Genomic DNA, 24,521 nt, shown 5'->3' with positions numbered 1-24,521 from the left:
ACTCTTTCCGCATCATAGCAGGCTCGCCGTGAGCTGGATCAGCACACGGTCGCTAGGACGCGAACCCCCCGTCCGGGTGGCGTCGAGTGGATGGGCGTAGGTGACTTCCAGGTTGGCGCGGCTGAACAGCCGGAACACGACCCCCGCGCCGATCGACTTCAGGCTTCTGTCCTTCTGCACCCCGGACACCGCGGCGTTGTTGTTGGAGACCCAGCCGGCGTCGAAGAAAGCATACGGCGCCGCCGCTATCTTGGGATGCAACTGCACGGGGCCGTAGCGCACCTCGGCCGCGGCGGAGATCCCCTTGTCGCCCAGCAGCGCCGCCGGGTCGTAGCCGCGGCCGACCGTGAGGCCGCCCAGCGAGATCTGCTCGTAGGGCATCAGCGTGCTGCCGGCGTACTGCGCCTGCATGCGCACCTGGCCGGTGAGGCGGTCGGTGAGCGCGATGTCGCTGCCGCCCTGGGCGCGCACCACCCAGGCCTCGGGCTTGCCGAGCCCGCGGGTCAGCAACAGGTCGCCCGCGTCGCTGGCGCCGAAGACGTCGAGTCCCTTGCGCACGCTGAACGCGCCGCTGGTCAGCACGGGCCGCCCTGCGATCTCGGTGCGGTAGTCGCCGTCCATGCGCGCGTAGACGATGCGCAGCTTGTCGTGGCTGAGCAGCGCCGCGCCAGAGGGGCGGGTCTTCTGGTCGATCAGGTCGAAGCCGCCGGCGACGTTCAGGTTCTGGCTGCGCGAGCGGATGACCGGGTAGGCGGCCTCGAGGTTGCCGACCACCGACCTGCTCTTCAGGTCCAGCGGCTTGAGGAAGTCGCCGGGGCGGCTCTCCCCGTAGGTGAACGACCCGCGGCCGACCAGGCCCTCGCCGCCGAAGCGGGCGGTCTCGGCGATCTGCACCAGCCACTGCTCGTTGGAGTCCAGGGTGTGGAAGGCGGTGAGCGCGGTGGACTCCCCGTACTCGGTGTACCCCGAGAACTCCCCGCGCACGAGGCCGCCCCAGCGGCCCACCTGCTTCGAGCCGGTGTTCTGCACGTTGGCGAAGACGTCGGGGCCTTCTTTGGCCACCGTGATGTCGATGTCGACCGCGCCGCGCTCGGCGCTGGTGGAGGGCCGCACGGCCGCGCGGGCGCGGATGCCCGGGACGTCGGACGCCAGCAGCAGGTAGCGCTGGGCCCTGGCCATGTCGAACGGCTTCATGCCGCGCAGCTTCTCGGCATAGCGCTCGACGGCGGCCTGGGCCGGGCCCACGTCGCCGCGGACGCGGACGTTGACGACGTGTGCCTCGATCACCTCGAGCACCAGCGAGCCGCCGGCGATGCGCTGTTCCGGGATCTCCACCCGGGCCAGGACGCCGGAGTCGAACACGATGCGCGCCGCGCGGTCGCGGATCTGGCAGATCACGGAGACGGGCTGCGGCTTGCCCAGGACGTCGGCGTAGGCCGCGCGCAGGTCGTCCGGGCTCACCGCCGTCGCGCCCTGGAACGTCACCGCGTTCAGCGTGACCTGCACGTCGGAGCTCTCGAGCGGGCAGGGGCCGGGCGGCTCAGGCGTGAACGCGCCGCTGGAACGGCGGGGCGGCGGACGGGTGATGCGGCTGGACGGGTTCACTTCCGCGGCGCTGGTGCCGGGGACGGCCGCCTGCGGCGCGGGCTGGGCCCATGTCAGGCCGGTCGGCGAGAGCGCCGTGGTCGCCAGGGCGAGCAGACACCAGCGGGCCTTGCGGCCCATACGCAGCGCCCGATGGCGAAGCCCCTCCATGCCATACCCCCAAGCACCCGACACCAGTCCGTCTTACAGTTCGTCGAACACGTTGTTAAGCGGAGACTCTTGGCACGCGAACCCTCGAAAAGGGGGGGAGTCGCGCGTTCGGAGGCTAGGCGCCGGCCCACGGATTTGGTCCCATTGTCGCGTATTCGGGCTACCGAAGCTGAGCCGAGACCGCTAAGACTCGGCGGTCAGTTGTGCGCGCCCGGGGGAGGGACGATGGGGGGAGCACGAGCGTCGCGAGTTGTGGGCGCGCTTTGCGTCGCCGCAGCCGCCGTCGTCGGCGCGTTCGTCGTCGTGAGCGGTCCGTCCGCCACGGCCGCGACCGAATCCGCGCCTGTGAAGGGCGTGCATGAGGGGGTCGCCTCGTGCGCGGGCTCCAGTTGTCACAGCCGCCAGGTCGATTCGGGCGTGAACGTCCGCCAGAACGAACTGATCACCTGGCAGAGCGCCTCCAGCGCCGCCGGCGCCCACAGCCGCGCCTGGCGGGTGCTGACCGAACCCCGCGCGCAGGCGATCACGCGCAAGATGGGCATCGGCCCCGCGCAGACCGCCAAGGAATGCCTGGGCTGCCACGCCGATCCGGGCCCCATGCGCGGCGGCAAGTTCCAGCTCAGCGACGGGGTCGGTTGCGAAGCCTGCCACGGCGGCGCCTCGGGCTGGCTGGCCAGCCACCGCGCGGTCGGCGGCACTCACGCGGCGAACGTCGCCAACGGCCTGCGGCCCCTGGAGAACCCGAAGGTGCGCGCCGGCGTCTGCCTGGACTGCCACTTCGGCAGCTCGCGCTCGGGCCAGTTCGTGACCCACCAGATGATGGCTGCTGGCCACCCGCGCGTCGCCTTCGAGCTCGATCTGTTCTCGAGCATGATCAACCACTGGGATGTCGACGCCGACTACGTGAAGCGCAAGGGCTACGCGGGCGGCGTGAAGACCTGGGCGGTCGGCCAGGCCATGGCGCTGGATCGCTCGCTCTCGCTCTACGGCGAGGGCGGCCGTGGCGGCGGGGCCTTCCCCGAACTCTATTTCTTCGACTGCCATAGCTGCCACCGCGAGATCTCGGACGATCCGAAGGCGCGGCCGAAGTGGGAGGCGAACCCCGGCCGTCCGATCCCCTCGGGCCAGCCGCCGTTCAACGACGAGAACATGATCATGCTGCAGGCGGCGGCCCGGGTGGCCTCGCCGGCGCTGGCCCAGCGGCTCGAGGCCGACTCGCGCGCCTTCCACGCGGCGATGGCCCGCGACCGTGGCGAATCGCAGCGCGCCGCCCTGAGGCTGGCCGGCACCGCCCGCGCGCTGGCCGATGCGTTCGCCGCCCGCGGGTTCTCGCGCGCCGACACGCTGGCGATGCTCGACACCGTCCTGTCGACGGAGCTTTCGCGCCGCTACACCGACTACTCGGGCAGCGCGCAGGCGGTCATGGCGGCCGATACGCTGCTGAACGCCCTCGTGGCGTCCGGCCAGGTCGACCGCGGCGTGGCGGCCCGCGTGCGTCCGCAGCTCGATCGGGCCTACGCGCAGGTGCGCGATCCCAACCGGTACAGCCCGGACGCCTTCCGGAGCGCGCTGACCCAGGTCGCCCAGGCGGCGAGGTCGCTCAGATGAGATCGACAATGCGCTGGGCCGTGTCATTGGCCGCTTTGGCGCTCGCGTCCTGCGGCGGCGGCGGAGGAGGGGGCGGAAACGGCGGTGGAACGCCCACCGCGCCGACGACGCCCGGCACGCCCGGACCGACGCCCGCGGGCGTCTTCACGCTCCCGGCCGCCGTGGCGCTGACGACGGCCGACGTCCAGCAGGTGATCGCCCAGGCGGTGGCCGAGGCGCGCGCGCGCAACCTGCCGGTGGTGATCGCGGTGACCGACCGCGTCGGCAACGTGCTGGCCGTCTATTCGATGACCGGCGCGCGGGCCACGACCGTCACCCGGGCGGGCCCCGCGGGGGTCAGCACCGACGCCCAGGGCCTGACTGTGCCCGCGGCTGCCGCGGCGATCGCCAAGGCGGTGACCGGGGCCTACCTGTCGTCGTCCGGGGGCAACTCGTTCTCGACCCGCACGGCCAGCCAGATCGTGCAGGAACACTTCCCGCCGGCGCCGTCGACCGTGGGTCTGGAAGGCGGCCCGCTCTTCGGCGTGCAGTTCTCGTCGCTGCCCTGCTCGGACGTGACCACCCGGACGGCGAACGTCGCGGTGGGGCCGCGGCGCACGCCGCTGGGCCTCTCGGCCGATCCCGGCGGCTTCCCGCTCTACAAGAACGGCACGCTGGTCGGCGGCGTCGGCATCGTGGGCGACAACGACTACGGCTTCGACAAGAACATCCTCGACGTCGACGCCGACGACGAGGAGAACATCGCCTACGCCGCCACGGTGGGCTTCGACGCCCCGACCGACCAGCGCGCCGACCGGATCACGGTCGACGGAACGGCGCTCCGCTATTCCGACGCCTCGACGGGCACGCTACGGACCACGCCGACCAGTGCGCCGGCCTTCTCGACGCTCGGCGCGGCGGCGGGCGGGTTCACGCCGGTGAACGGCTACTACGCCGGCGGCGGCGCGCTCGCGGGCCAGGCCTACGGGACCGAGGCGTCCGGCCTGCGGCTGGCCACCACGGCGGACTTCGCGATCGCCGGCGCCATGGTCCTGTCCGACGGGGCGGGCAACAACCGCTTCCCGATCCGCGGCGGCACAGACGCCGCCGACGGCCTGACGCCGCTGAGCGCGGCCGAGGTGCGGGCGCTGCTGGAGGAAGCCTTCACGGTCATGAGCCGCGCCCGCGGCCAGATCCGGCGTCCGCTCGACAGCCGCGCCGAGGTCTCGATCACCGTCGTGGACAGCCGCGGCCAGATCCTGGGCATCGTGCGGGCGCCCGACGCGCCGGTCTTCGGCATCGACGTCTCGGCGCAGAAGGCGCGGACCGTGGCCCTGCTGTCGGGCCAGCGCGCCGCGGCGGAACTGGCGGGCGACCCCAGCGCCGACGTCCGGGGCTTCGTGCAGAAGACGCGGGACTTCCTCGGCGACGCCACCGCCCTGACCGGCCGCACCGCCTTCGCGGCCAAGGCGATCGGCAACATGTCGCGCCCCTACTTCCCGGACGGCGAGGTGGGACGCGCGAACGGCCCGCTTTCGCGCCCGATCAATCTGTGGAGTCCGCTGTCCACCGGGCTGCAGTCGGCGCTCGTGTTCGGCAACCTGGGCCAGCACCTGGGCTTCGTGGGCGGCGCCTCGGCGACGGACACGCCCGCCCGCTGCACGTCGCTGCCCGACGTCGCCACCGGGCAGAACCCGCTGCAGAACGGCCTGCAGATCTTCTCGGGCTCGGTGCCGGTCTACCGCGGCGCGCGCCTCGTGGGCGCGATCGGCGTGTCTGGCGACGGCATCGACCAGGACGACATGATCTCGTTCCTGGGCGCGCACAACGCCGGCGCCCGCCTGGGCGGCGCGATCGGTAACGCTCCGGTAGCGATTCGCGCCGACACCCTGCTGGTCGGACCTACTCAGACGCGCCTGCGCTACGTCGGCTGTCCGTTCGCGCCTTTCCTGGACTCGAACGAACAGAACGTGTGCCAGGGGAAATAGGGCATGCGCAAAGCCTCGCTCCTCGCGTTCGTCGCCCTTGCCGCCCTGGCCGGCCAGGCCAGGGCGTCGACGGGCGGCGGGCTGACGATCGACGGCATCCTGAACGGCGACGCCCAGGGCTCGCCGTCGCGCGGGGCGGACCGCAGCATCGACGACATCCTGGCCGACTGCGGCGTGGCCGGTGCGCCCGCCGCGGCCATGCTGGCCGCCGTCGATGCTTCGGCCCAGGAGCAGGCGCCCCCCGCCGCCCAGCCGCCGGCCGAGGCTGAGGCCACCGCGCCGCCGCCGGACTCCGAGCCGGCCCCCACGGACGCGGCGCCGCTCGAAGGACGCCGGCCGCCCGGCCGGATCGAGACCTACGAGCCGGAGATCCAGCAGACCAACCCCGGGGCCGTGCGCGCCCCGCCGCCGGAAGCCTTCCCTCACGACGAGGCGCCGATTCCGGACCGCTGGCGCCTGGCCGGCGCCCTGGGCGTCTCCAAGCCCCGCTGGTACGATCCCTACAACCAGAACTTCTGGAAGGGCGACATCCCGATCAAGGGCGTCGAGGACCTGTTCCTGGCGCTGACGGGAATCTCCGACACCGTGGTCGAGCCGCGCACCTTCCCGATCCCGGTCGGCGTGCAGACGACGGCGCGTCCGGGCAGCCTGGACGTCTTCGGCCGTTCGAGCAGCCTGGTGGTGGCGCAGACCTTCATCGCCGGCGCCTCGCTCATCAAGGGGTCGACCGCCTTCAAGCCGCCCGAGTACGAACTGCGCGTCGTGCTGGCCGGCCAGTACAACTACGTCGACGTGCCCGAGCGCCGGGTGCTCTTCGTCGAGCCCAGCAAGAAGTCGCACCGCAGCGACGCGTTCATCGGCGTCCAGGAACTGTTCCTCGACTACCACCTGCGCAACGTCTCCGACCGCTACGACTTCGACAGCGTCCGCGTCGGCATCCAACCGTTCTCCTCGGAGTTCCGGGGCTTCCTGTTCCAGGACAACCAGCTCGGCGTCCGCCTGTTCGGCAACCGCGACAACAACCGGTTCCAGTACAACCTCGCGGCCTTCTGGCGCCTGGAGAAGGACACGAACTCGGGCCTGAACGACGTGACCCAGCGCATCCGCGACGACTGGGTCTTCATCGGCAACCTGTATCGGCAGGACCTTCCCGTGCCCGGGCTCACCTCGCAGGTGACGGTGGCCTACAACCGCAACCGCGAAGGCAACGAGATCTACGTCGACAAGAACGGCTTCCCGCAGCGCCCGGCGCTCATCGGGACCCTTCGCGGCCGCGACTACGACGTCGTCTACCTGGGCTACAACGCCGACGGCCACTGGGGCCGCTACAACCTGACGGCTTCGGCCTATTACGCCCTCGGCGAGGACCGCAATTCGATCTTCACCGACCGCAAGGCGAAGATCCGCAGCTACTTCCTGGCCGCCGAGCCGTCGGTCGACTTCGACTGGATCCGGGTCCGGGGCTCGCTGCTCTACGCCTCGGGCGACAAGAACCCTTACGACAACACCGAGCGCGGCTTCGACTCGATCTTCGAGAACCCGCAGTTCGCCGGCTCGGACACCAGCTACTGGATCCGCCAGACCATCCCGTTCGCCGGCGGCGGCCGCGTGATCGGGATCAACGCGCGCAACGGGGTCCTGAACTCGCTGCGGCCGTCGAAGGAAGAGGGCCAGTCCAACTTCAATAATCCCGGCACCACGCTCGTCGGCGGCGGCGCCGACTTCGACGTGACGCCCGAACTGCGGCTTTCGGTCAACGTGAACCACCTGGGCTTCGTGGACACGACGATCCTGGAGAACCTGCGCCAGGAGGGCTCGATCCCGAAGTCGCTGGGCTGGGACGCCTCGGTCGCCGCGATCTGGCGTCCGCACATGACCCAGAACATCGTGTTCCGGGCCTCGGGTGCGGTGTTCGATGCGGGCGCGGGCTTCAAGGACCTGTTCGCCAACCGCGGCCGGCACGACCAGTACTACTCCGTGTTGCTCAACGCCATTCTCACCTTCTAGGGGCAAGATGCTGAAATTCGGGCGGAAATGGCTGAGACTGGGAGCGCTGGCGGCGCTGACCGTGCTCGCGCCCATCTCGCTCAAGGCCAGCGAGGCGGAAAAGCCGGTCAAGCGCAGCTATGTCATGGCCGCGCCGGCCAAGCTCGGGATGTCCGACGCCGAGGTGGACGCCGCCAGCAAGGGCTGCGTGTCGTGCCACACCGACAGCGACGCCAAGTCGATGCACGTCTCCGAGGCGGTCCGGCTGGGGTGCGCGTCCTGCCACGGCGGCGATCCGAACGTCATCGCGCCGGCGGGCCTGGCGATGACCTCGCCCGAGTACGTTCGCCTGCGCGACAAGAGCCATGTGCTGCCGAAGTACCCGAAGACGTGGAACTGGCCCAGTTCGGCCAATCCGAAGCACAGCTTCACCCTGCTCAACAAGGAGAGCCCCGAGTACGTCCGCTTCGTGAACCCGTCGGACTACCGCGTGGCCCGCCTGGCCTGCGGCGCCTGCCACATGGAGCTGATCGAGAGGGCCGAGCGCTCGCTGATGGCGACGGGCGCCATGTTCTTCGGCGGCGCCTCGTACAACAACGGCATCCTGCCCTTCAAGAACTACGTCCTCGGGGAGGCCTACACGGCCCACGGCGAGCCGGCGAAGCTCCTGTCGCCCGGCAATCCGCCCGGCGCGGTGACGCCCGAACAGGCCAAGCGCGGGGCGGTCGGCGCGCTCTATCCGCCGCCGACCTGGCATGTGACGCCGCCCGGCGACATCTTCCGCGTGTTCGAGCGCGGCGGCCGCAACATCAACACCCAGTTCGCCGAAGTGGGCCTGCCCAACGCCAACGGCGCGCTGCAGCGCCTCGAGGAGCCGGGCCGGCCCGACCTGAAGCAGTCGAACCGTGGCCCGGGCACCGGCCTGCGGGTCGCGATCCCGCTGCTGAACATCCACAAGACCCGCCTGAACGACCCCTTCACCTGGTTCCTGGGCACCAACGACCAGCCGGGCGACTACCGCTCGTCGGGCTGCGCGTCCTGCCATGTGGTCTATGCGAACAACCGCCAGCAGCAGGCCAGCCTCACCTGGGCGAAGTACGGCCGCGACGGCGCCTCGGCCCAGGTCGACCCGACGATCCCGAAGGACCAGTCGGGCCACCCGATCAAGCACTACTTCACGCGCGCGATCCCGACGGCCCAGTGCATGAATTGCCACATGCACCAGCCGAACATGTTCATGAACACCTACCTCGGCTACACGATGTGGGACTACGAGTCCGACGCGCCCTTCATGTGGCCCGAGCGGCAGAAGTACCCGACGTCCGAGGAGATCCGCCACGTCCTCGACCGCAACCCCGAGGGCGCCGCGCCCCGCGGGCTGTGGGCCGACCTCGACTTCCTGCGCAACGTCTTCGACCTGAACGCCAAGCTGAAGGACACCCAGTTCGCCGACTACCACGGCCACGGCTGGAACTTCCGCGGCATCTTCAAGCGCGACCGCGAAGGCAACCTGCTGGACGCCGAAGGCAAGATCGTCGCCAACGACGACCCCGAGAAGTGGCGCCGGAAGGGCGAGCCCCAGTTCCCCGAGGTGGGCAAGCAGCCGGGCAAGGCCGTCCACATGATGGACATCCACGCCGAGAAGGGCATGCAGTGCGCCGACTGCCACTTCGCCCAGGACAGCCATGGCTCGGGCCTCATCATGGGCGAGGTCGCCAACTCGGTCGAAATCCGCTGCAAGGACTGCCACGGCACCGCCGACGCCTATCCGACGCTGCGCACCTCGGGCCCGGCGGCCGACGTGAAGGGCAACGACCTGAGCCTGCTGCGCAACCCCGACGGCCAGCGCCGCTTCGAGTGGGTCGAGCAGGACGGCCGCCGCGTGCTGGTCCAGCGGTCGCTGCTGGATCCCAAGCTCGAGTGGCGCATACACCTGACCAAGGACTCGGTCGACCGCACCAGCCCCGACTTCAACGCCAGGTCGGCCCGCGCCAAGCTGATGAGCCGCATCAGCCAGGACGGGCGCCCGTTCGCCTGGGGCCCCGGCGTCGCCGCCGGAGACCGCGCCCACAAGGACGAGGAAATGGAGTGCTTCGCCTGCCACTCGTCGTGGACGACGGCGTGCGCGGGCTGCCACCTGCCCATCGAGGCCAACTGGAAGACGACGACCCACAAGTTCGAGGGCATCGAGACCCGCAACTATGCGACCTACAACCCGCAGGTTGCGCGCGACGACATGTACCAGTTGGGCGTCCACTCGACCGTGAAGGGCAACACCATCGCCCCGGTCCGCTCCTCGTCGGCGCTCGTCCTGTCGTCGACGAACGTCAACCGCGAGCGGATCTACACCCAGCAGCCGCCGATCGCCGCCTCCGGCTACTCCAGCCAGGCGTTTGCGCCGCACTTCCCGCATACGGTGCGCAAGACCGAGACCAAGACCTGCTCGGACTGCCACGTCTCGGCGGCGAACGACAACAACGCCATCATGGCCCAGTTGCTGCTGCTCGGGACCAACTACGTGAACTTCGTCGGCCAGAACGCCTGGGTGGGCCTGGATGGCGCCATCGAGGCGGTCCGGGTCAGCGAGTGGAGCGAGCCGCAGGCCGTCTTCGGGTCGTACCTCCAGAAGTACGCCTATCCCGACTACTACAAGGACCATGTCGAGAAGAACGGCCGCGAGATCAGGGACCGCGTCCGCGGCGGCCCGTTCCCCAACGGCGTGACGGGCCACCAGGAAGAAGAGTCGGCCGAGTGGATCCGCAAGGTCAGCCACAAGTCCGGCGGCGCGGCCCGCTGCCTCCAGTTGCGCGGCGAGTACATGTTCGTCGCCGAAGGGAAGGGCGGCTTCCGCGCCTACGACGTGGCCTCGATCGCCAACAAGAGCGTCTCGCAGCCGATCATCACCGCGCCGTTCTCGGCGCTGGGCCATGACACGCGGGTCGCGTCGAAGAACGCCACCTGCATGGCGCTGCCGACGAACCAGAACATCGCGCCGCTGCGCAACGAGCACATGCAGCAGATGAAGGTGAAGGACGCCGTCACCGGCCAGGACACCACGCTGCTCCAGGCCAACCAGGAGCAGAAGTTCCACCCGATCTACTCCTACGCAGTGATCACCGACGCCGAGGAGGGGCTCATCCTCGTCAACGTGAACACGCTGGCCGACGGCGATCCGCGCAACAACATGCTGAAGCGCGCGGTCACCTGGAACGAGGGCGGGGTGCTCAAGGGCGCGCGCCACATCACGCTGGGCGGCAGCATCGCCTACATCGCCGCCGATGCGGGCCTGGTCGTGGTCGACCTGACCGATCCCCTGAAGCCGCGCCACCTGACGACCGTGCCGCTGCCCGACGTGCGCGCCTCGGCGCTTCAGTTCCGCTACCTCTGGGTCACGACCCAGCGCGGCTTGGAAGTGCTGGACGTCACGAAGCTCGACCAGCCCCGGCTGGTGGAGGGCGCGACCATCCCGCTGGTCGATGCGCGGCGCGTCTATGTGGCCCGGACCTACGCCTACGTGGCGGCCAAGAAGGACGGCCTGGTCATCGTCGACGTGACCAGCCCGGAACGGCCGCGCCTCTATCGGAAGTTCGATGCCGACGGCCAGTTGAACGACGCCGAGGACGTGGTCGTGGGCTCCACGAACGCCTCGCTCTTCGCCTACGTCGCCGACGGGCGGAACGGCCTGAAGGTGCTGCAACTCACCAGCCCGTCCAGCCAGCCGAACTTCTACGGTTTCTCGCCGAAGCCGATGCCCGAGCTCATCGCCTGGGCGAAGACGGACGGCGCCGCGCTCGCGCTCTCCAAGGGCCTCGACCGTGACCGCGCGGTGGACGAGACCGGCGGGCAGATGGCGATCTTCGGACGCCTCGGCTCGCGGCCGTTCAACCGGGCCGAGATGGAGCGCTTCTTCACCGACCGCTGGGGCCGCCCCTACCGCGTCACCGACGAGCCCGACATGACCGCCTGGCTCGGCGTCCCCGTGAACCGCGCCAACGCCGACCGCTGAGCCCGGCCTCGCCGTCGCGCCCGGGCGCTCGGCTCAGCCGGGTCGGAGCCGGAGGCCCGCAGCCCGCAATACCGTTCATCCTCGCATGCACGCGCATGAGCGGTTCGAAGGATCGAGGCGGGTGGAGGCGGGGTTGGGCTACGCCCGCGGAACGTCGGCCGTCGTGGGCGTCGTGTAGGCGGGGATCGGCACCGGCACGCCCTTGAGGTCGATCTCGCCGACCGCCTCGATCGGGACGTTGATCCTGGCGAGCTTCAGGGTGTCGCCCGAGAACAGGATGCGCGTGCCGAAGGTCTTGTTGGCCGCCTCCAGCCGCGCGGCGATCACCACCACCTCGCCGTAGGCCGTGTAGTTGAACCGGCGCTCGCCGCCGAAGTTGCCCACCAGGCCGATGCCGCTCGATACGCCCATGCGGGTGTAGCCGAACTTGATGCCGCGCTCGATCATCTTCTCGCGGATCGCCAGCGCGTAGGTGTCGATCTCGCGGCAGCAGGCGATGGCGCGGTCCGCGTGGTCGTCGGACGGCACGGGGGCGCCGAAGATCGCGATGATGCCGTCGCCGGTCATCTTGTCGATCATCGCCTCGTGCTTCCAGAGGATGTCGATCACGCCGTCGAAGTACTCGTTGATCACGCCCTCGAAAGTCTCGAGCGGCAGGCTGGCGACGAGGTTCGAGAAGTTCTCCAGGTCGGAGATCATCACGGTGATCTCGCGCTCCTCCGCGCCGATCTTCACCTGCTCCTGGCCGCCCACCATCCGGTCGATGACCTGCGGGGCGAGATAGCGCTCCAGCGTCGACGAATAGAAGGCGCGTTGGTTCTGCAACTCGGCCGCCGATAGGCGCGAGAGGATGAAGAAGCCGAACGCGAAGGAAATCGCCGGCGCGGTCATCGGGACCATGAGCGCGGCGAACGCGTAGAGCGCCCACGCGCCGACCGCGCCCGCGCCCATCCCGAGCAGGACGATGCCGACCGATACCCACCAGCTCTGTGTGGACCGCCCGATCAGCGCGCCGCAGAAGGCTGAGAACAGGGCGATCACGGCGGTCCAGCCGGCGGCGGGGATACGCACCTTGTCGCCCGCCATCATCTGCGAGAGGGCGTGGACGTGGACCTCCACGCCCGGCGTGCCGCGGAAGTGGCCGCTCAGGAACCTGAGCGGCGTCATGTGCATGTCTTCGACCGGCGTGTCCGCGTCGGCGCTGGCCGAGCGGGTCGTGCGGCCGATGAAGACGATCCGGTCCTTCAACTGCTCGGGCGGCACGAAGTCGACGAGGGCGGCCGAGTAGGACGGTGCGATGGCGCCCGCGTTCTCGCCCTCCACGTTGGGGTCCGGCGCGCGGTAGCGGAGGTTGAACGGCTTGGTCGGCGGCTTCAGCCCCACGGCCTGGACGCCGACCTCGGTGGCCAGGGCCAGCGTCTTGCCGGGCCGCGGGTCGTAGCGGCGCACGAAGCTGTCGTAGTCCGACACGATCAGGGCGCGGGCGTCCGAATAGTGGATCTTCGGGTCGACGGGGAAGTCGACGCCCGGCGTCATCGCCGGATCGACCACCGCCACGATCGGCGCCTTCACGTCCTTGATGCGGTCCTGGAAGGCCTTGAACTCCTCGTCCGAGGCCCAGGTGTCGAGCAGATAGTCGACGCCGATCGCCTTAACGCCCTTCTTGTCGAGCGCGACCATCACGTCGGCCAGCCACAGCTTGTCGATCGGCGACAGGCAACGGCACGGCGTCGAGTTGCGCATCGCCTCCAGCGCCATGTCGTCGACCTTGATGATGGCGAAGGTCTTCGGCTGGGCCGGCGGCACGCCCAGGGCCATGCGCATGTCGTAGGTGAGGTTCTCCACCACGACGATGGGCGTCGCGGTGTTGAGCAGCAGCGCCGCCACGGCGGCGACGACGGTGACCCCCAGGAGCACCACGGCGTCGGCCAGGCCCTTGCCGCCCTTCGCGCGCACCTGATCGAGCCGCGCGAGCAACCATCCCATCGGACCGCGGCGCTTGACCGTTCCCGGCATGGGTCAGGCGAGCTTCCGGAAGGGGAAATTGTAGGTGACGGCGGGCGTGAAGTCGCCGGCGAGGCAGCAATGCGTCGTCAGGTGGCCCTCGTGCGCCATCAGGAGCTGGAAGCCCGGCGGCTCCTCCACGAGGATCTCGCGGCCGTCGGGCACATGCATGTCGACCTCGGTGAGGTCGAGGGTGAGCTGGATGGACGTCGCGGGCGCCGAGGCGACCATGTGGCCCGCGAAGAGGCCGTTGAACGCCCGGTGGATGTGGCCGCACATCATGACCTGGATCTGGTCACGGCCCTTCAGCACGCCTTCGAGGCGCACGATCCAGGGCGACTTCGGATCGGGATCCATCCAGCGGATCCCGCTCGGGATGGGCGGATGGTGCAGGATGATCGCGGTGGGCTGGTCCGGCGCCTCGTCGAGCGTCCTGGCGAGCCAGGCGGCGCGCTTCTCGTCGTACTCGCCGTGGTTCGGGCCCTCCAGGGTGTCCATGACCACCATGCGGAATGGGCCGAAATCGACAGCATACTGCACATAGCCATTTTCGTCTGTCTGGGCGCCGGGGCCCGAGAACACCTGCAGGAAGGCCTCGCGGCCGTCGTGGTTGCCGAGCGCGTAGTAGATGGGGATCTCGCTCTCATCCATCAGACGCTTGAGTTCGTAGTATTCCTCGATCTCGCCCCGGTCGACGAGGTCGCCGCTGGCGATGATGGCCACCGGGCGCGGGCGCAGGGCATGAATCGTCTTCATCGTCTGGCGCAGACGATCTTCGTTCCGCTTCTGGTTAAGCGGATCCTTCTCGGTGGTGACATGCAGATCGGTGATCTGCGCTACCGTCAACACGAAGCCGCCTCCCCAAGCAGCGCGCACACTGTCCCGAACTCAGATACGCAGGCTTAACGCCGGCGGATGACCAGGTTGCGAATTTCCGTCATGTCCTCCATCGCAAACCTGACGCCCTCTCGACCGAGCCCCGAGTCCTTCACACCGCCGTAAGGCATGTTGTCGACCCGGTAGCTGGGGACGTCGCCGATGACGACTCCGCCCACATCCAGATGGTCCCACGCTTCGAGCATCTTGTAGAGGTCGCGCGTAAAGACGCCTGTCTGGAGACCGAACTTTGAATCGTTCACCTCGGCGAGCGCGTCCTTGAAGTCGGTGAACTTCGACAGGATCGCCACCGGGCCGAACGCCTCCTCGGCATAGAGCGCCGCCTTGCGCCCGACGCCCTCCAGCAGGGTGGCCTCCAGCATGGCGCCGTCGCGCCTGCCGCCGCAGAGCAGCCTGGCGCCCTCGGCGACCGCGGCCTGGATCCAGCTATCCAGGCGCGAGGCTTCCTTCACGTCGATCATCGGACCCACGAAGGTCTCTTCCTTGTGCGGGTCGCCGGCGATCAGCGTCCTGGTCTTGGCCACCAGGCGGTCGCGCAGGGTGTCGTAGATGTCGGCGTGGATGATGATCCGCTGGACGCCGATGCAGCTCTGGCCCGACTGGTAGAAGGCGCCGAAGATGATGCGCTCGACCGCGTCGTCGAGGTCGGTGTCGGCGTCCACGATCACCGCGGCGTTGCCGCCCAGCTCCAGCACCACCTTCTTCTTGCCGGCCTTGGCCTTCAGGTCCCAGCCGACGCCGGGCGAGCCGGTGAACGAGAGCAGTTTCAACCGGTCGTCGGTGGTGAAGAGGTCGGCCCCGTCGCGCTGCGCCGGAAGGATCGAGAACGCCCCCTTGGGCAGGTTCGTCTCGGCCAGAATCTCGCCCATGATGATGGCGCCCAGCGGGGTGCGCGAGGCGGGCTTCATCACGAACGGGCAGCCGACGGCGATCGCCGGCGCGATCTTGTGGGCCGCCAGGTTCAGCGGGAAGTTGAAGGGGCTGATGAACGAGCAGGGGCCGATCGGCACGCGCTTCCACATGCCCTGGTAGCCCCTGGCGCGGGGCGAGATGTCCAGCGGCTGCACCTCGCCGGTCATCCGCACCGACTCTTCCGCGGCGATGCGGAAGGTGTCGATGAGACGGGTGACCTCGCCGCGGGAATCGCGGATCGGCTTGCCCGCCTCGACGCAGAGGGCATAGCTGAGTTCGTCGAACCGCTCGTGGAAGCGGTTGACGCAGTGCTGCAGCACCGCCTGGCGCTCATAGGCCGGCATCCGCGCCATCGGTTCGGCGGCTTCCACCGTCGCGGCGATGCCTGCGTCGATGATCGCCGCGTTGGCCAGCGCCACGCGGGTTGCGACCTTGCCCGTGTACTTGTCCGTCACCTCGAGGTCGAGATTCGGGGTCTGGGCCTCGTTGGCCAGGTACAGCGGGTAGGAGTCTCTGAGGGCGACCATGTCCGTGTCCGTCCTTAGGCGCTCAGAGAGCCGCGCTCAGTTCCTTGATCTGCTTGTTCAGGATCGAGTCGTTGTCCGAGTAGTCCACCGGGCAATCGATGAGGTTGACCCCGGGGGTATCCAGGCACTCGCGCAGGATCTTCGGCAGCGCGGCGGCCGAGTCGACCCGGTAGCCCTTGGCGCCGTAGCTCTCGGCGTACTTCACGAAGTCCGGGTTGTCGTAGGTCAGGCCCCAGTCCTTGAACCCCATGTTCGCCTGCTTCCAGCGGATCATGCCGTAGCTGTTGTCGTTCAGGATCAGGACGGTGATGTTCAGCTTCAGGCGGACCGCGGTCTCCATCTCCTGGCTGTTCATCATAAAGCCGCCGTCGCCGCAGATCGCCATGACCTTGCGGTCCGGATAGACCATGTTGGAGGCCATGGCGGACGGCAGGCCGGCGCCCATGGTGGCGAGCGCGTTGTCGAGCAGGACGGTGTTCGGCCGGCGCGCCGGATAGTTGCGGGCGAACCAGATCTTATAGACGCCGTTGTCCAGGCAGATGATGCCGTCGTCCGGCATCGCCTCGCGGATCTGCTTCACCAGGAACTGCGGGTAGATCGGGAAGCGCTGGTCGGTGTCGTACTTCGCCGCGTGTTCCACTTCGGCCGCCCGGGCCTTGTGCATCGCCGCAAAGTCCCAGGAGGCCTGGGGCAGGATGTCTTCCTTGATCTGCCAGATGGCGTTGCCGATGTCGCCGATCACCTCGTACTGCGGGAAGTAGACCGGATCGACCTCGGCCGAGCGGAAGTTGATGTGGATCACCTCGGTCCCGCCGCGCTGCATGAAGAACGGCGGCTTCTCGATGACGTCGTGGCCGATATTGACGATCAGGTCGGCGGCGCCGATCGCGCGATGCACGAAATCGCCGGCCGAGAGCGCCGCGCAGCCCATGAACTTCGGGTTGGTCTCATCGACCACGCCCTTGCCGAGCTGCGTCGAGACGAACGGGATGCCCGTCTTCTCGATGAACTGGGTCAGCATGCGGCTGGTCATGGTGCGGTTCGCGCCCGCGCCGATGACCAGGATGGGCGACTTCGCCTGCTCGATGCGCTTTACCGCGGCGCGGATCGACTTCTCGTCGGCGACCGGACGGCGCGCATTGCTCTTCGGAAGCGGCGTCGAGTCGGTGTGCTCGTCGGCCACGTCCTCGGGGAACTCGATGTGAACGGCGCCGGGCTTCTCTTCCTGGCCGAGGCGGAAGGCCTCGCGCACCCGCGAAGGGATGTTGTCGGCCGACGCGAGCTGGTGCGTGTACTTCGTGATCGGCTTCATCATGTCGACCACGTCGAGGATCTGGAACCGGCCCTGCTTCGACTTTTTGATGGGCTTCTGGCCGGTCAGCATCATCATCGGCATTCCGCCCAGCGTCGCGTAGGCCGCCGCGGTCACGAAGTTCGTGGCGCCCGGACCCAGGGTGGCGACGCAGACGCCGGCCTTGCCGGTGTGGCGTCCGTAGGTCGCGGCCATGAAGCCCGCGCCCTGTTCGTGGCGAGTGAGGATCAGCTTGATCTTTTTGGAGCGGCTCAGGCTGTCCAGGAAGTCGAGGTTCTCTTCGCCCGGGACCCCGAAGACGTATTCGCAGCCTTCCTCTTCCAGGCATTGAACGAACAGATCGGACGCCTTCGTAGCCATCGCACACCCCCACCGCCCTTATGGCGAACTGTTGTCGCAAATTACGGCGACTTGTGAAGCCTGAAAGCGCCCAGGCGGCGCTGCGTCCGCGAATAGCCCTGGCCCGTAGGAATTTCGCGGCTAAGGTCGGCCGGGCACGAGCGGGCGGGGCCGGGCGCTCCGCCATAAGGGGGTCAAAAATGGCAGTCAGCGATCACGTCGATCTGAGCACCTTCATCGAGGGCGTGAAGCGCCGAAACCCCGGCCAGCCGGAGTTCGTCCAGGCGGTTCAGGAAGTCGCAGAGGACATCTTCGACTTCATCCAGGACAAGGAAGCCTACCATCAGGCGCAGATCCTTCGCCGCATCGCCGAGCCCGACCGCGTGGTCAGCTTCCGCGTCTGCTGGCAGGACGACAAGGGCAACATCCGGGTCCAGCGGGCCTGGCGGGTCCAGAACAACAACGCCATCGGCCCCTACAAGGGCGGGATCCGCTTCCACCCCTCGGTCACCGAGAGCGTGCTGAAGTTCCTGGCGTTCGAGCAGACCTTCAAGAACGCGCTGACCGGCCTGCCCATGGGCGGCGGCAAGGGCGGCTCGAACTTCAACCCGAAGGGCAAGTCGGACGGCGAGGTCATGCGCTTCTGCCAGAGCCTGATGACCGAGCTCTATCGCTACATCGGCGCCGACATCGACGTGCCGGCGGGCGACATCGGCGTCGGCGGTCGCGAGATCGGCTACATGTTCGGCCAGTACAAGCGCATCACCAACGAGTTCACCGGCGTCCTGACGGGCAAGGGCCTGGAGTACGGCGGCTCGCTGATCCGCACCGAGGCGACCGGCTACGGCGCCACCTACTTCCTGCAGAACATGCTGAAGACCCAGGGCAAGGACATCGCCGGCCACACGGCCGTGATCTCGGGCTCGGGCAACGTCGCCACCCACGCCGCCGAGAAGGTCACCATGCTGGGCGGCAAGGTGCTGACGCTCTCCGACTCCGAGGGCTTCGTCTACGACCCCGACGGGATGACCCAGGAGAAGATCGACTGGGTGAAGGACCTCAAGAACAAGCGCCGCGGCCGCATCAGCGAGTACGCCAGGGAGTTCAAGGGCGCCGAGTTCCACGCGGGCAAGACCCCGTGGGGCGTCAAGTGCGACCTGGCGCTGCCCTGCGCCACGCAGAACGAGCTGCTGGGCGACGACGCCGACACCCTGATCCGCAACGGCTGCATCGCGGTCTCGGAAGGCGCCAACATGCCGACCAACCTGGACGGCGTGCATAAGTTCAAGGCCGCCGAGATTCTCTACGCGCCGGGCAAGGCGGCCAACGCCGGCGGCGTCGCGGTCTCCGGGCTCGAGATGAGCCAGAACTCGGCCCGCATCTCGTGGAAGGAAGAAGAGCTGCAGCGCCTGCTGGTCGACATCATGGCGGGCATCCACGCGCGCTGCGAAGAATACGGCAAGAAGCCCGGCTCCAAGGTCGTCGACTACGTGAAGGGCGCCAACATCGCCGGCTTCAAGAAGGTGGCCGACGCCATGCTGGCCTACGGCGTGGTGTAGGCCACGGGGTCAAACCTCCCCCATCGCGAGAGCGATGGGGGTGGCGGAGGGGGCGAGCCTCAGGCGCAGAGCCTGCGGCCGCCCCTTTTGATTCAGAGATGGGGGCCCGCCCCCTCCCACCACTCGCTCTTCCCCCGGCGCCGGGCCGGGCTCGGAGAACGGTCCGCCTCCCGCCGCTCAGCGGGGGAGGCGAGGGCGCGCCGCTAGTGTCCCGATTCCGAAGTTCGCAGGCGCCTGAGGCGAACTCAGTCGAACTTCGGAATCGATAAGGACACTAGGGAAATATTTGTTTCTAGTGTGCTTTTTGGATCTGAAATTCGCTCGGCGCTCCGACCCGGAAGCAGGCGAACTTCAGATCCAGCACACTAGCGCGCCGCCACCTTCGTCCAGCGCAGCGTCTCCAGCGGCGGATGACCCGGCTTCGGCGTGGCGTCGCCCGGCTTGTGGAAGGCGTGGCAGGTGGTGCAGTCGGCGTCGTCGGCTGCGGCGATCCTGGTCGTCGGCTGGCCATGGCAGGTGGCGCACTTGGCCAGGTCCGGCACCAGCACGTCTGACGCCCGGTCGGAGGTTGCGGCCTTGTGGCAGTCGGCGCACTTGAACGCGCCGGCCTTGCCCTGCTTTCCGATCGCGCCGTGCTCGGCGATCGAGTGGTCGAACGCGCCGCGGGGCATGTAGCGCTGGGTGAGCTTCACCGGCGCCATCTTCACCACGTCGCCTTCCCAGTTGATGGTGTGGCAGTCGTAGCAGGTCCCGCCCGGCGAGAAGGTCGCGCGGTAGGCGCTGGCGCCGGTGGCGGCGAACATCGTCGGCCGGATCGTGCCCGGCCGCATGCGGTTCGAACCGCCGGGGGCGGAGAGGGTGCGTCCCGCAAGGGTGTCGACCACCTTCTGCAGCTCGCCGTGCGGCAACAGCTTCAGCGAGCCGTCGGCCCCGCGGGCGTAGGCCAGGCTGTGGCAGGTCCCGCAGGCCTTCTCCATCTGGATCGGCTCGAAGCCCGCGCCCTTCGCCTCGTGGCAGGACTCGCACTCCAGCGGCTTGCCGTAGCCCGCGCCGGCGCCCAGCTCGATCGCCTGGCGGGCGACGCCGCCGGTCCGGTCGAGGTGCATTCGGTGCGGGAAGGTCAGGCCGTTGCGCTCCTGCGGCCCGGCGCTGAGCGCCACGCGCTGGAACTGCGGCGTCGGCCCGGCCGCCGTCATGATCAGCGGCTTGAAGGCCGGGTGACGGCCCCAGTCGGGCGTGTCGGCGAGTTCGGTGTCGCCGAGGCGCGCCTTCAGCGAGGTGTGGCAGCTCTCGCAGTCGTTCACGACCACCAGCGTCGGCTTGTCGCTGAGCGGGGCGTTGGCGTCGACGGCCTTGGCGGTCGGCTTGGTGTGTTCGATGTGGCAGCTCGCGCAGCGGTCCGTCGGATGGCCGATGGCGCGCTGGAACACGGCGCCGATCCTGGCGGGCAGGGCTTCGGGCAGCGGCGTTCCCTTCGACAGCCGGTCCTTCGGCGCGTGGTCCGCCATGAGGCGCGGTTCGAAGGGGCTGCCCTTGTCCTGCGCCCGCGCCAGCGACATCGGCCCTTCCTTGTGGCCAGCGAGGTGGCAGCTCTTGCAGGCGTTGTCCTGCACCGAGACGAACGCGTTCGCATGACAGCTCTTGCAGTCAGTCTCGAGGAAGGCGTGCGCCTTCGAGAGCGGGCCCGTCGACCACTGCTGGTCCGGGTGGATCATCGCGTTCTGGCTGAACCACACCGCCGCGAACAGCGGGACGAGCAGGCAGATCACGAAGATGGCCGAGCCGAACGTCCAGGCCATCTTGCGCCGGCCGAACACCTTCGACTGCAGCGAGAAGACCGAGGGCGTGAGGTGGGGGTCGTCGTCCTCGCGCGTGACGGTGACGGTGACGCCTTCGCCTTCGGCCGGGCCGAGCGCCAGGGCGTAGCTCGCGATCTCGACGACCGCATGGCCGGAGGCGCTCAGGTCGGCGCGCTGGACGCTCCTGCCGCCGACCTTGAGGGGCAGGCCGCTGAGCGACTCGATGCTCACCCGGCCCGGGCCGGTGAAGCGCATCCTGGCGTGTTGCGGATCGACCGACAGATCGGCGAGTACGATGTCGCTCTCGGCCGCACGGCCGATCGTGGCCTCGGGGCCCGCCACCACGCGCTCGCGGACGATCGGGTCGCCGCCGCCGGCGCGCTGGGTGATCAGTTTGAGATGGAATGCCTGGGCCACGCGCTCACCAGTACGTGAAGACGCTGACGATATGCGCCGTCAGCGCCGCCAGGAGGGCGAAGGTCGCGGGGATATGCACGAACAGCCAACCCTCCAGGACCGCGGTGATCTGCATCTGGCGGCGCGCCAGCGCCAGGGTCTCGGCCTTCTGCTGCATCACCTGCTCGATCCGGGTCAGCGCCTCGGCCTGCTTGGCGCTGGCGGGCGCGGGGAGGTTGCGCAGCCGCTGCAGGGCCCGCCTGTTGGCGCAGTCGTCGTAGCTGCCCGTCAGCCGCTTCCAGAAGCCGCCGCCGATCTCGGTCTCCTCGATGGAGAGCTTCACGACGGACGCGCCCGCCCGATCCAGCGGCTGGGCCAGGTCGTGCAACTGCCGGTCCTGGCTCTCGATGGAATCGAGCATCTGCTTGCGCGTGGTCTCGCCGCGGTTGCCGTGCAGGCGCTCGGGCAGGGTCGCGTAGGCCCAGATGCCCAGCGCGCCCGAGGCGATCACCAGCATCATCAGGGCGTAGGCGAGGGTGTGGATGTTCCAGCCGAACTGGAAGCCGGTGTGCAGGGTCGCGATCACGACCAGCGACAGGCCCAGGTAGACGTGCGCCGAGACCCAGGCCTTCAGCGAGTAGTGGCCCGCGGTGATCACCCGCTTGCGAACGCCCAGGCACGCCAGCCAGACGATCAGCCCCGCGCCGATCGTGCCCAAGAGGTAGCCGAGCCAACTGCCGCCGCTGGGCGGCTCGTTGATCTGGAGCGCGACCCACCAGTACAGCGCGATGACGACCACGCAGAGGCCGGTGGCCACCTGCGCCCAAAGGAAGCTCTTGTGACGCAGGAACCCCTCGTGGGTCCGCTGCCTCACCCGCTCGGTATGTTGCCCCCCAACCTGCGTCACGTCAGGCCTTCTCGATGCGGGCGACGGAGAGGAAGGCGTCGGGCGAAACCCGGATCGCCGCCCCGGTCGGACAGGCGCGCACGCACGCCGGGCCGCCCGCTTTGCCCGAGCACATGTCGCACTTGATCGCGAGCTTCGGCGACTCGCCGCCCTCGGCCTTGGCCGCCTTCTTGCGCCACTCGTAGGACGGCTGCCCGGGGCCGGGGCCCCGGCCGAACAGCATCCATTCCCAGAGCGCCGGCTTCTTGGGCGGCGGCTTGTCCATCTGGATCACGCCGTAGGGACACGCCCGCTGGCAGTTGCCGCAACCGATGCAGGTTTCGTTGATGAAGACCTCGCCGTCCGGACCGCGCCGGATGGCGTTCGGCGGGCAGTCGCTCATGCAGTGCGGGTGCTCGCAGTGGCGGCACGACGTCGGAACGTGGATGTTGGCGAAGGTGGTGCCGGCTTCCCGGTTCAGGCGCGACAGGCCGTCGTGGCTGTCGGCGCAGGCCCGTTCGCAGTTGTCGCAGCCGACGCAGAGGCTCTCGTCGATGAGGAGCACGTCCGTGGCCTCGCCGATCCCCTGCTTGATGAGGAAGTTGGCCACCGAGGAGTACATGTCGACGGCGCCGCCGAACTCCTCCTTCTGGCTCTCGATGAACTCGTTGATCTCACGGCGCGCGCGCATCTCGTCGGTCATGCGCTTGGCGAGTTCGGGCTTGCGGGCCAGCAGGGCGCGGAACGGCTCGGCGGGGAGCTTCACGACCTGCGATCGGATGGCGGCCTTCACCGTGGCGACGCGCGGCGAACGCTCGATCATCGCCATTTCGCCGGAGTAGGAGCCCGCGGGCACGTAGGACATGAACACGGGCTTCCCGCCCAGGTTCTTCTCCACGATCATCGAGCCGGACCGGATGATGTAGAGGTCGTCCGAGATGTCGCCTTCGTTGATGATCGCCTCGCCGGGCTTCACCTCGGTCACCTCGGCGCCCTTGAGCACCTCGGAGATGTCGGACGGCGTCAGGCCCGACTTGAAGATCTGGAGCACCTGCCGCTCGGTGGTGATCCGCTGGACGGCGTCGCGGGCCTGCGGAACCTGGCTCATCAGCTTCAGGGCGGCCATGCGCGGGATTTCGACGCAGATCGTCGGCTCCGCGGCGCGGATCGTGGCCCCGCGCTTGCGCCCCGAGATCAGGCCCACCTCGCCGAAGATCGAGCTCTCGCCGATCGGGACCGTGATGTTCGGGTTGGAGGGATCGACCTCCACCTTCACCGAGCCTTCCGCGATGCCGAACAGGGACGACCCCGGCTCGTTGCGCTCGAAGATCGCTTCGCCGGCCTTGTAGGCCCTCACCGCGCTGTCGAGCAGGAACTCGCGCATCTGCAGCGGCGACAGGCCGTTCAGGATCTCGACGTGGCTGCGCAGGAACTCCAGCCACTGGGAGACCGAGCGGTTGCCCGGAAGGCCCGCCAGCTTGGCCTGCAGCAGCGGCTCGTCGGCCGGGTCCAGCGAGGTGTTGCCGCCGATGAACTCGACCACGTCGTAGCCCTGGTTCATGCAGTGCTTGATCAGCGGATAGCCGGCCAGGGCCCCGATCACGTAGATGCCGGGCTTGGTCGAGCTCTCGAACGTGGGGGTCAGGGTCGGGAAGGCGCTGCGATCCGGACTGGCGAACTGCACGCCGGCCGATTCGACGAACGCCCGCGGGGGAGCGGCGCCCATGCGCGCGATGATCCGGTCGCACTTGTAACGGGTCTGGCCCTGCGGCGTATCGACGGTGATCCAGCCGGCCTCGACGAGCGCCGCGGAGGTTTCGACCATGACGTTGATGCGTCCGGCGTCTCGGGCGCCCAGCAGCGCATCGACGTTCGGCTTCTTGGCGGTCGGGAAGTCGGCGCCGCGGTTGAGCAGGGTGAGGGTGTTGTTCTGGGCCGCGTCGGCGATCAGGCCCATCGCGTTCTCGATGCCGGCGTCGCCGCCGCCGATCACGGTGATGTGCTCGTCGGTGTACTCGCCCGGGTCGTCGAGGCTGTACTGCACGTGGGCGAGGTTTCCGCCCTCGCAGCGCATCAGGTTCGGATTCCCCTGGGTGCCGACCGCCAGGATGATGTTCTCCGCCTTCACCGCGCCGCCGGACTTCAGCTCCAGCGTGAAGTCGCCCTTGTCGCCGGTGATCGCCTTCACCTCGGCGTTGAACCTGACGTTCACGCCCGCCGCGGCGGTGTCCTGGTTCCACTGATCGAGGATCTTCTCGCGCTTGCCGGCGTCGAACTCGCAGTCCGAGCGCAGGACCAGCACCGACGGCGTCGCCATCACGTGCTTGCCCTTCTGGTAGCGGTAGATCGTGTCGGAGAGGTGGTCGGTCTTCTCCAGGAGGACGTGGCTCAGGCCCTTCTTCGCGGCATGCGCGGCCGCGCTCATCCCGGCGGGACCGGATCCGACGATCGCGATCTTGTAGACTTCCGACATACCCGAACGCCCCCAGCACCCACGGCCTTTCGGCCGCACCTACCTCGCCTTCACGGCTCTCCCCGGCACTGTAACATTTCCGATCTCGAGCGAAC

13 protein-coding genes are annotated in these 24,521 nt (G+C 68.8%); 5 read left to right on the top strand and 8 right to left on the bottom strand.

Features of this window, described 5'->3' with window-relative positions:
- Positions 1-12: 12 nt before the first annotated feature.
- A complete protein-coding gene (locus JNL41_RS03965) occupies positions 13-1,725 on the bottom strand; it encodes a ShlB/FhaC/HecB family hemolysin secretion/activation protein (protein WP_293472976.1) in 1,713 nt (570 codons plus the stop codon).
- Between the two features lie 282 nt (positions 1,726-2,007).
- On the opposite strand from JNL41_RS03965, the gene JNL41_RS03960 reads away from it, so the two are divergent.
- Genes JNL41_RS03960 through JNL41_RS03945 form a run of 4 tightly spaced genes read left to right on the top strand, consistent with a single transcriptional unit; the run spans position 2,008 to position 11,322 of the window.
- A complete protein-coding gene (locus JNL41_RS03960) occupies positions 2,008-3,363 on the top strand; it encodes a multiheme c-type cytochrome (protein ID WP_293472975.1) in 1,356 nt (451 codons plus the stop codon).
- 8 nt (positions 3,364-3,371) lie between these two features.
- A complete protein-coding gene (locus JNL41_RS03955; protein WP_293472974.1) occupies positions 3,372-5,330 on the top strand; it encodes a heme-binding protein in 1,959 nt (652 codons plus the stop codon).
- A 3-nt stretch (positions 5,331-5,333) separates the two neighbouring features.
- Positions 5,334-7,337, top strand: coding sequence for a hypothetical protein (locus tag JNL41_RS03950; protein WP_293472973.1), 2,004 nt, complete (start codon positions 5,334-5,336; stop codon positions 7,335-7,337).
- 7 nt (positions 7,338-7,344) lie between these two features.
- On the top strand, positions 7,345-11,322 hold the full coding sequence (locus JNL41_RS03945) for a hypothetical protein (protein ID WP_293472972.1): 3,978 nt from the start codon (positions 7,345-7,347) through the stop codon (positions 11,320-11,322).
- A 138-nt stretch (positions 11,323-11,460) separates the two neighbouring features.
- On the opposite strand, the gene JNL41_RS03940 is transcribed toward JNL41_RS03945, so the two are convergent.
- Genes JNL41_RS03940 through JNL41_RS03925 form a run of 4 tightly spaced genes read right to left on the bottom strand, consistent with a single transcriptional unit; the run spans position 11,461 to position 17,334 of the window.
- Positions 11,461-13,308 (bottom strand): CHASE2 domain-containing protein, encoded by a 1,848-nt coding sequence (locus tag JNL41_RS03940; protein ID WP_293472971.1) that lies wholly within the window; start codon positions 13,306-13,308, stop codon positions 11,461-11,463.
- 33 nt (positions 13,309-13,341) lie between these two features.
- Positions 13,342-14,175 carry a phosphodiesterase gene (locus tag JNL41_RS03935; protein WP_293472970.1) on the bottom strand — a complete coding sequence of 278 codons (834 nt, stop codon included), beginning with the start codon at positions 14,173-14,175 and terminating at the stop codon, positions 13,342-13,344.
- Between the two features lie 53 nt (positions 14,176-14,228).
- Complete coding sequence (locus JNL41_RS03930) at positions 14,229-15,662, bottom strand: aldehyde dehydrogenase family protein (protein ID WP_293472969.1); 1,434 nt, start codon at positions 15,660-15,662, stop codon at positions 14,229-14,231.
- A gap of 22 nt (positions 15,663-15,684) precedes the next feature.
- Complete coding sequence (locus tag JNL41_RS03925; RefSeq protein ID WP_293472968.1) at positions 15,685-17,334, bottom strand: acetolactate synthase large subunit; 1,650 nt, start codon at positions 17,332-17,334, stop codon at positions 15,685-15,687.
- A gap of 179 nt (positions 17,335-17,513) precedes the next feature.
- On the opposite strand from JNL41_RS03925, the gene gdhA reads away from it, so the two are divergent.
- Positions 17,514-18,872: an NADP-specific glutamate dehydrogenase gene (gene gdhA / locus JNL41_RS03920; RefSeq protein ID WP_293472967.1), complete on the top strand. Its 1,359-nt coding sequence runs from the start codon at positions 17,514-17,516 to the stop codon at positions 18,870-18,872.
- A gap of 365 nt (positions 18,873-19,237) precedes the next feature.
- On the opposite strand, the gene JNL41_RS03915 is transcribed toward gdhA, so the two are convergent.
- Genes JNL41_RS03915 through JNL41_RS03905 form a run of 3 tightly spaced genes read right to left on the bottom strand, consistent with a single transcriptional unit; the run spans position 19,238 to position 24,426 of the window.
- Positions 19,238-21,088 carry a cytochrome c3 family protein gene (locus JNL41_RS03915; protein WP_293472966.1) on the bottom strand — a complete coding sequence of 617 codons (1,851 nt, stop codon included), beginning with the start codon at positions 21,086-21,088 and terminating at the stop codon, positions 19,238-19,240.
- Positions 21,089-21,092: 4 nt separating this feature from the next.
- Positions 21,093-21,974, bottom strand: a complete 882-nt coding sequence (locus tag JNL41_RS03910; RefSeq protein ID WP_293472965.1) for a hypothetical protein — start codon at positions 21,972-21,974, stop codon at positions 21,093-21,095.
- A gap of 1 nt (position 21,975) precedes the next feature.
- Positions 21,976-24,426, bottom strand: a complete 2,451-nt coding sequence (locus JNL41_RS03905; RefSeq protein ID WP_293472964.1) for a cyclic nucleotide-binding domain-containing protein — start codon at positions 24,424-24,426, stop codon at positions 21,976-21,978.
- Positions 24,427-24,521 lie beyond the last annotated feature (95 nt).

The sequence above is a fragment of the Phenylobacterium sp. genome, from assembly GCF_016793285.1.
Classification (GTDB): domain Bacteria; phylum Pseudomonadota; class Alphaproteobacteria; order Caulobacterales; family Caulobacteraceae; genus Phenylobacterium.
This window is presented reverse-complemented; position numbering and strand designations above follow the sequence as displayed.

What these genes read in the sequence shown, in the direction of transcription:
- JNL41_RS03965 (WP_293472976.1), bottom strand. Translation starts at nt 1,725, where the DNA reads ATGGGCCGCAAGGCCCGCTGGTGTCTGCTCGCCCTGGCGACCACGGCG.
- JNL41_RS03955 (WP_293472974.1), top strand. Translation starts at nt 3,372, where the DNA reads ATGCGCTGGGCCGTGTCATTGGCCGCTTTGGCGCTCGCGTCCTGCGGC.
- JNL41_RS03950 (WP_293472973.1), top strand. Translation starts at nt 5,334, where the DNA reads ATGCGCAAAGCCTCGCTCCTCGCGTTCGTCGCCCTTGCCGCCCTGGCC.
- JNL41_RS03945 (WP_293472972.1), top strand. Translation starts at nt 7,345, where the DNA reads ATGCTGAAATTCGGGCGGAAATGGCTGAGACTGGGAGCGCTGGCGGCG.
- JNL41_RS03940 (WP_293472971.1), bottom strand. Translation starts at nt 13,308, where the DNA reads ATGGGATGGTTGCTCGCGCGGCTCGATCAGGTGCGCGCGAAGGGCGGC.
- JNL41_RS03930 (WP_293472969.1), bottom strand. Translation starts at nt 15,662, where the DNA reads ATGGTCGCCCTCAGAGACTCCTACCCGCTGTACCTGGCCAACGAGGCC.
- JNL41_RS03925 (WP_293472968.1), bottom strand. Translation starts at nt 17,334, where the DNA reads ATGGCTACGAAGGCGTCCGATCTGTTCGTTCAATGCCTGGAAGAGGAA.
- gdhA (WP_293472967.1), top strand. Translation starts at nt 17,514, where the DNA reads ATGGCAGTCAGCGATCACGTCGATCTGAGCACCTTCATCGAGGGCGTG.
- JNL41_RS03905 (WP_293472964.1), bottom strand. Translation starts at nt 24,426, where the DNA reads ATGTCGGAAGTCTACAAGATCGCGATCGTCGGATCCGGTCCCGCCGGG.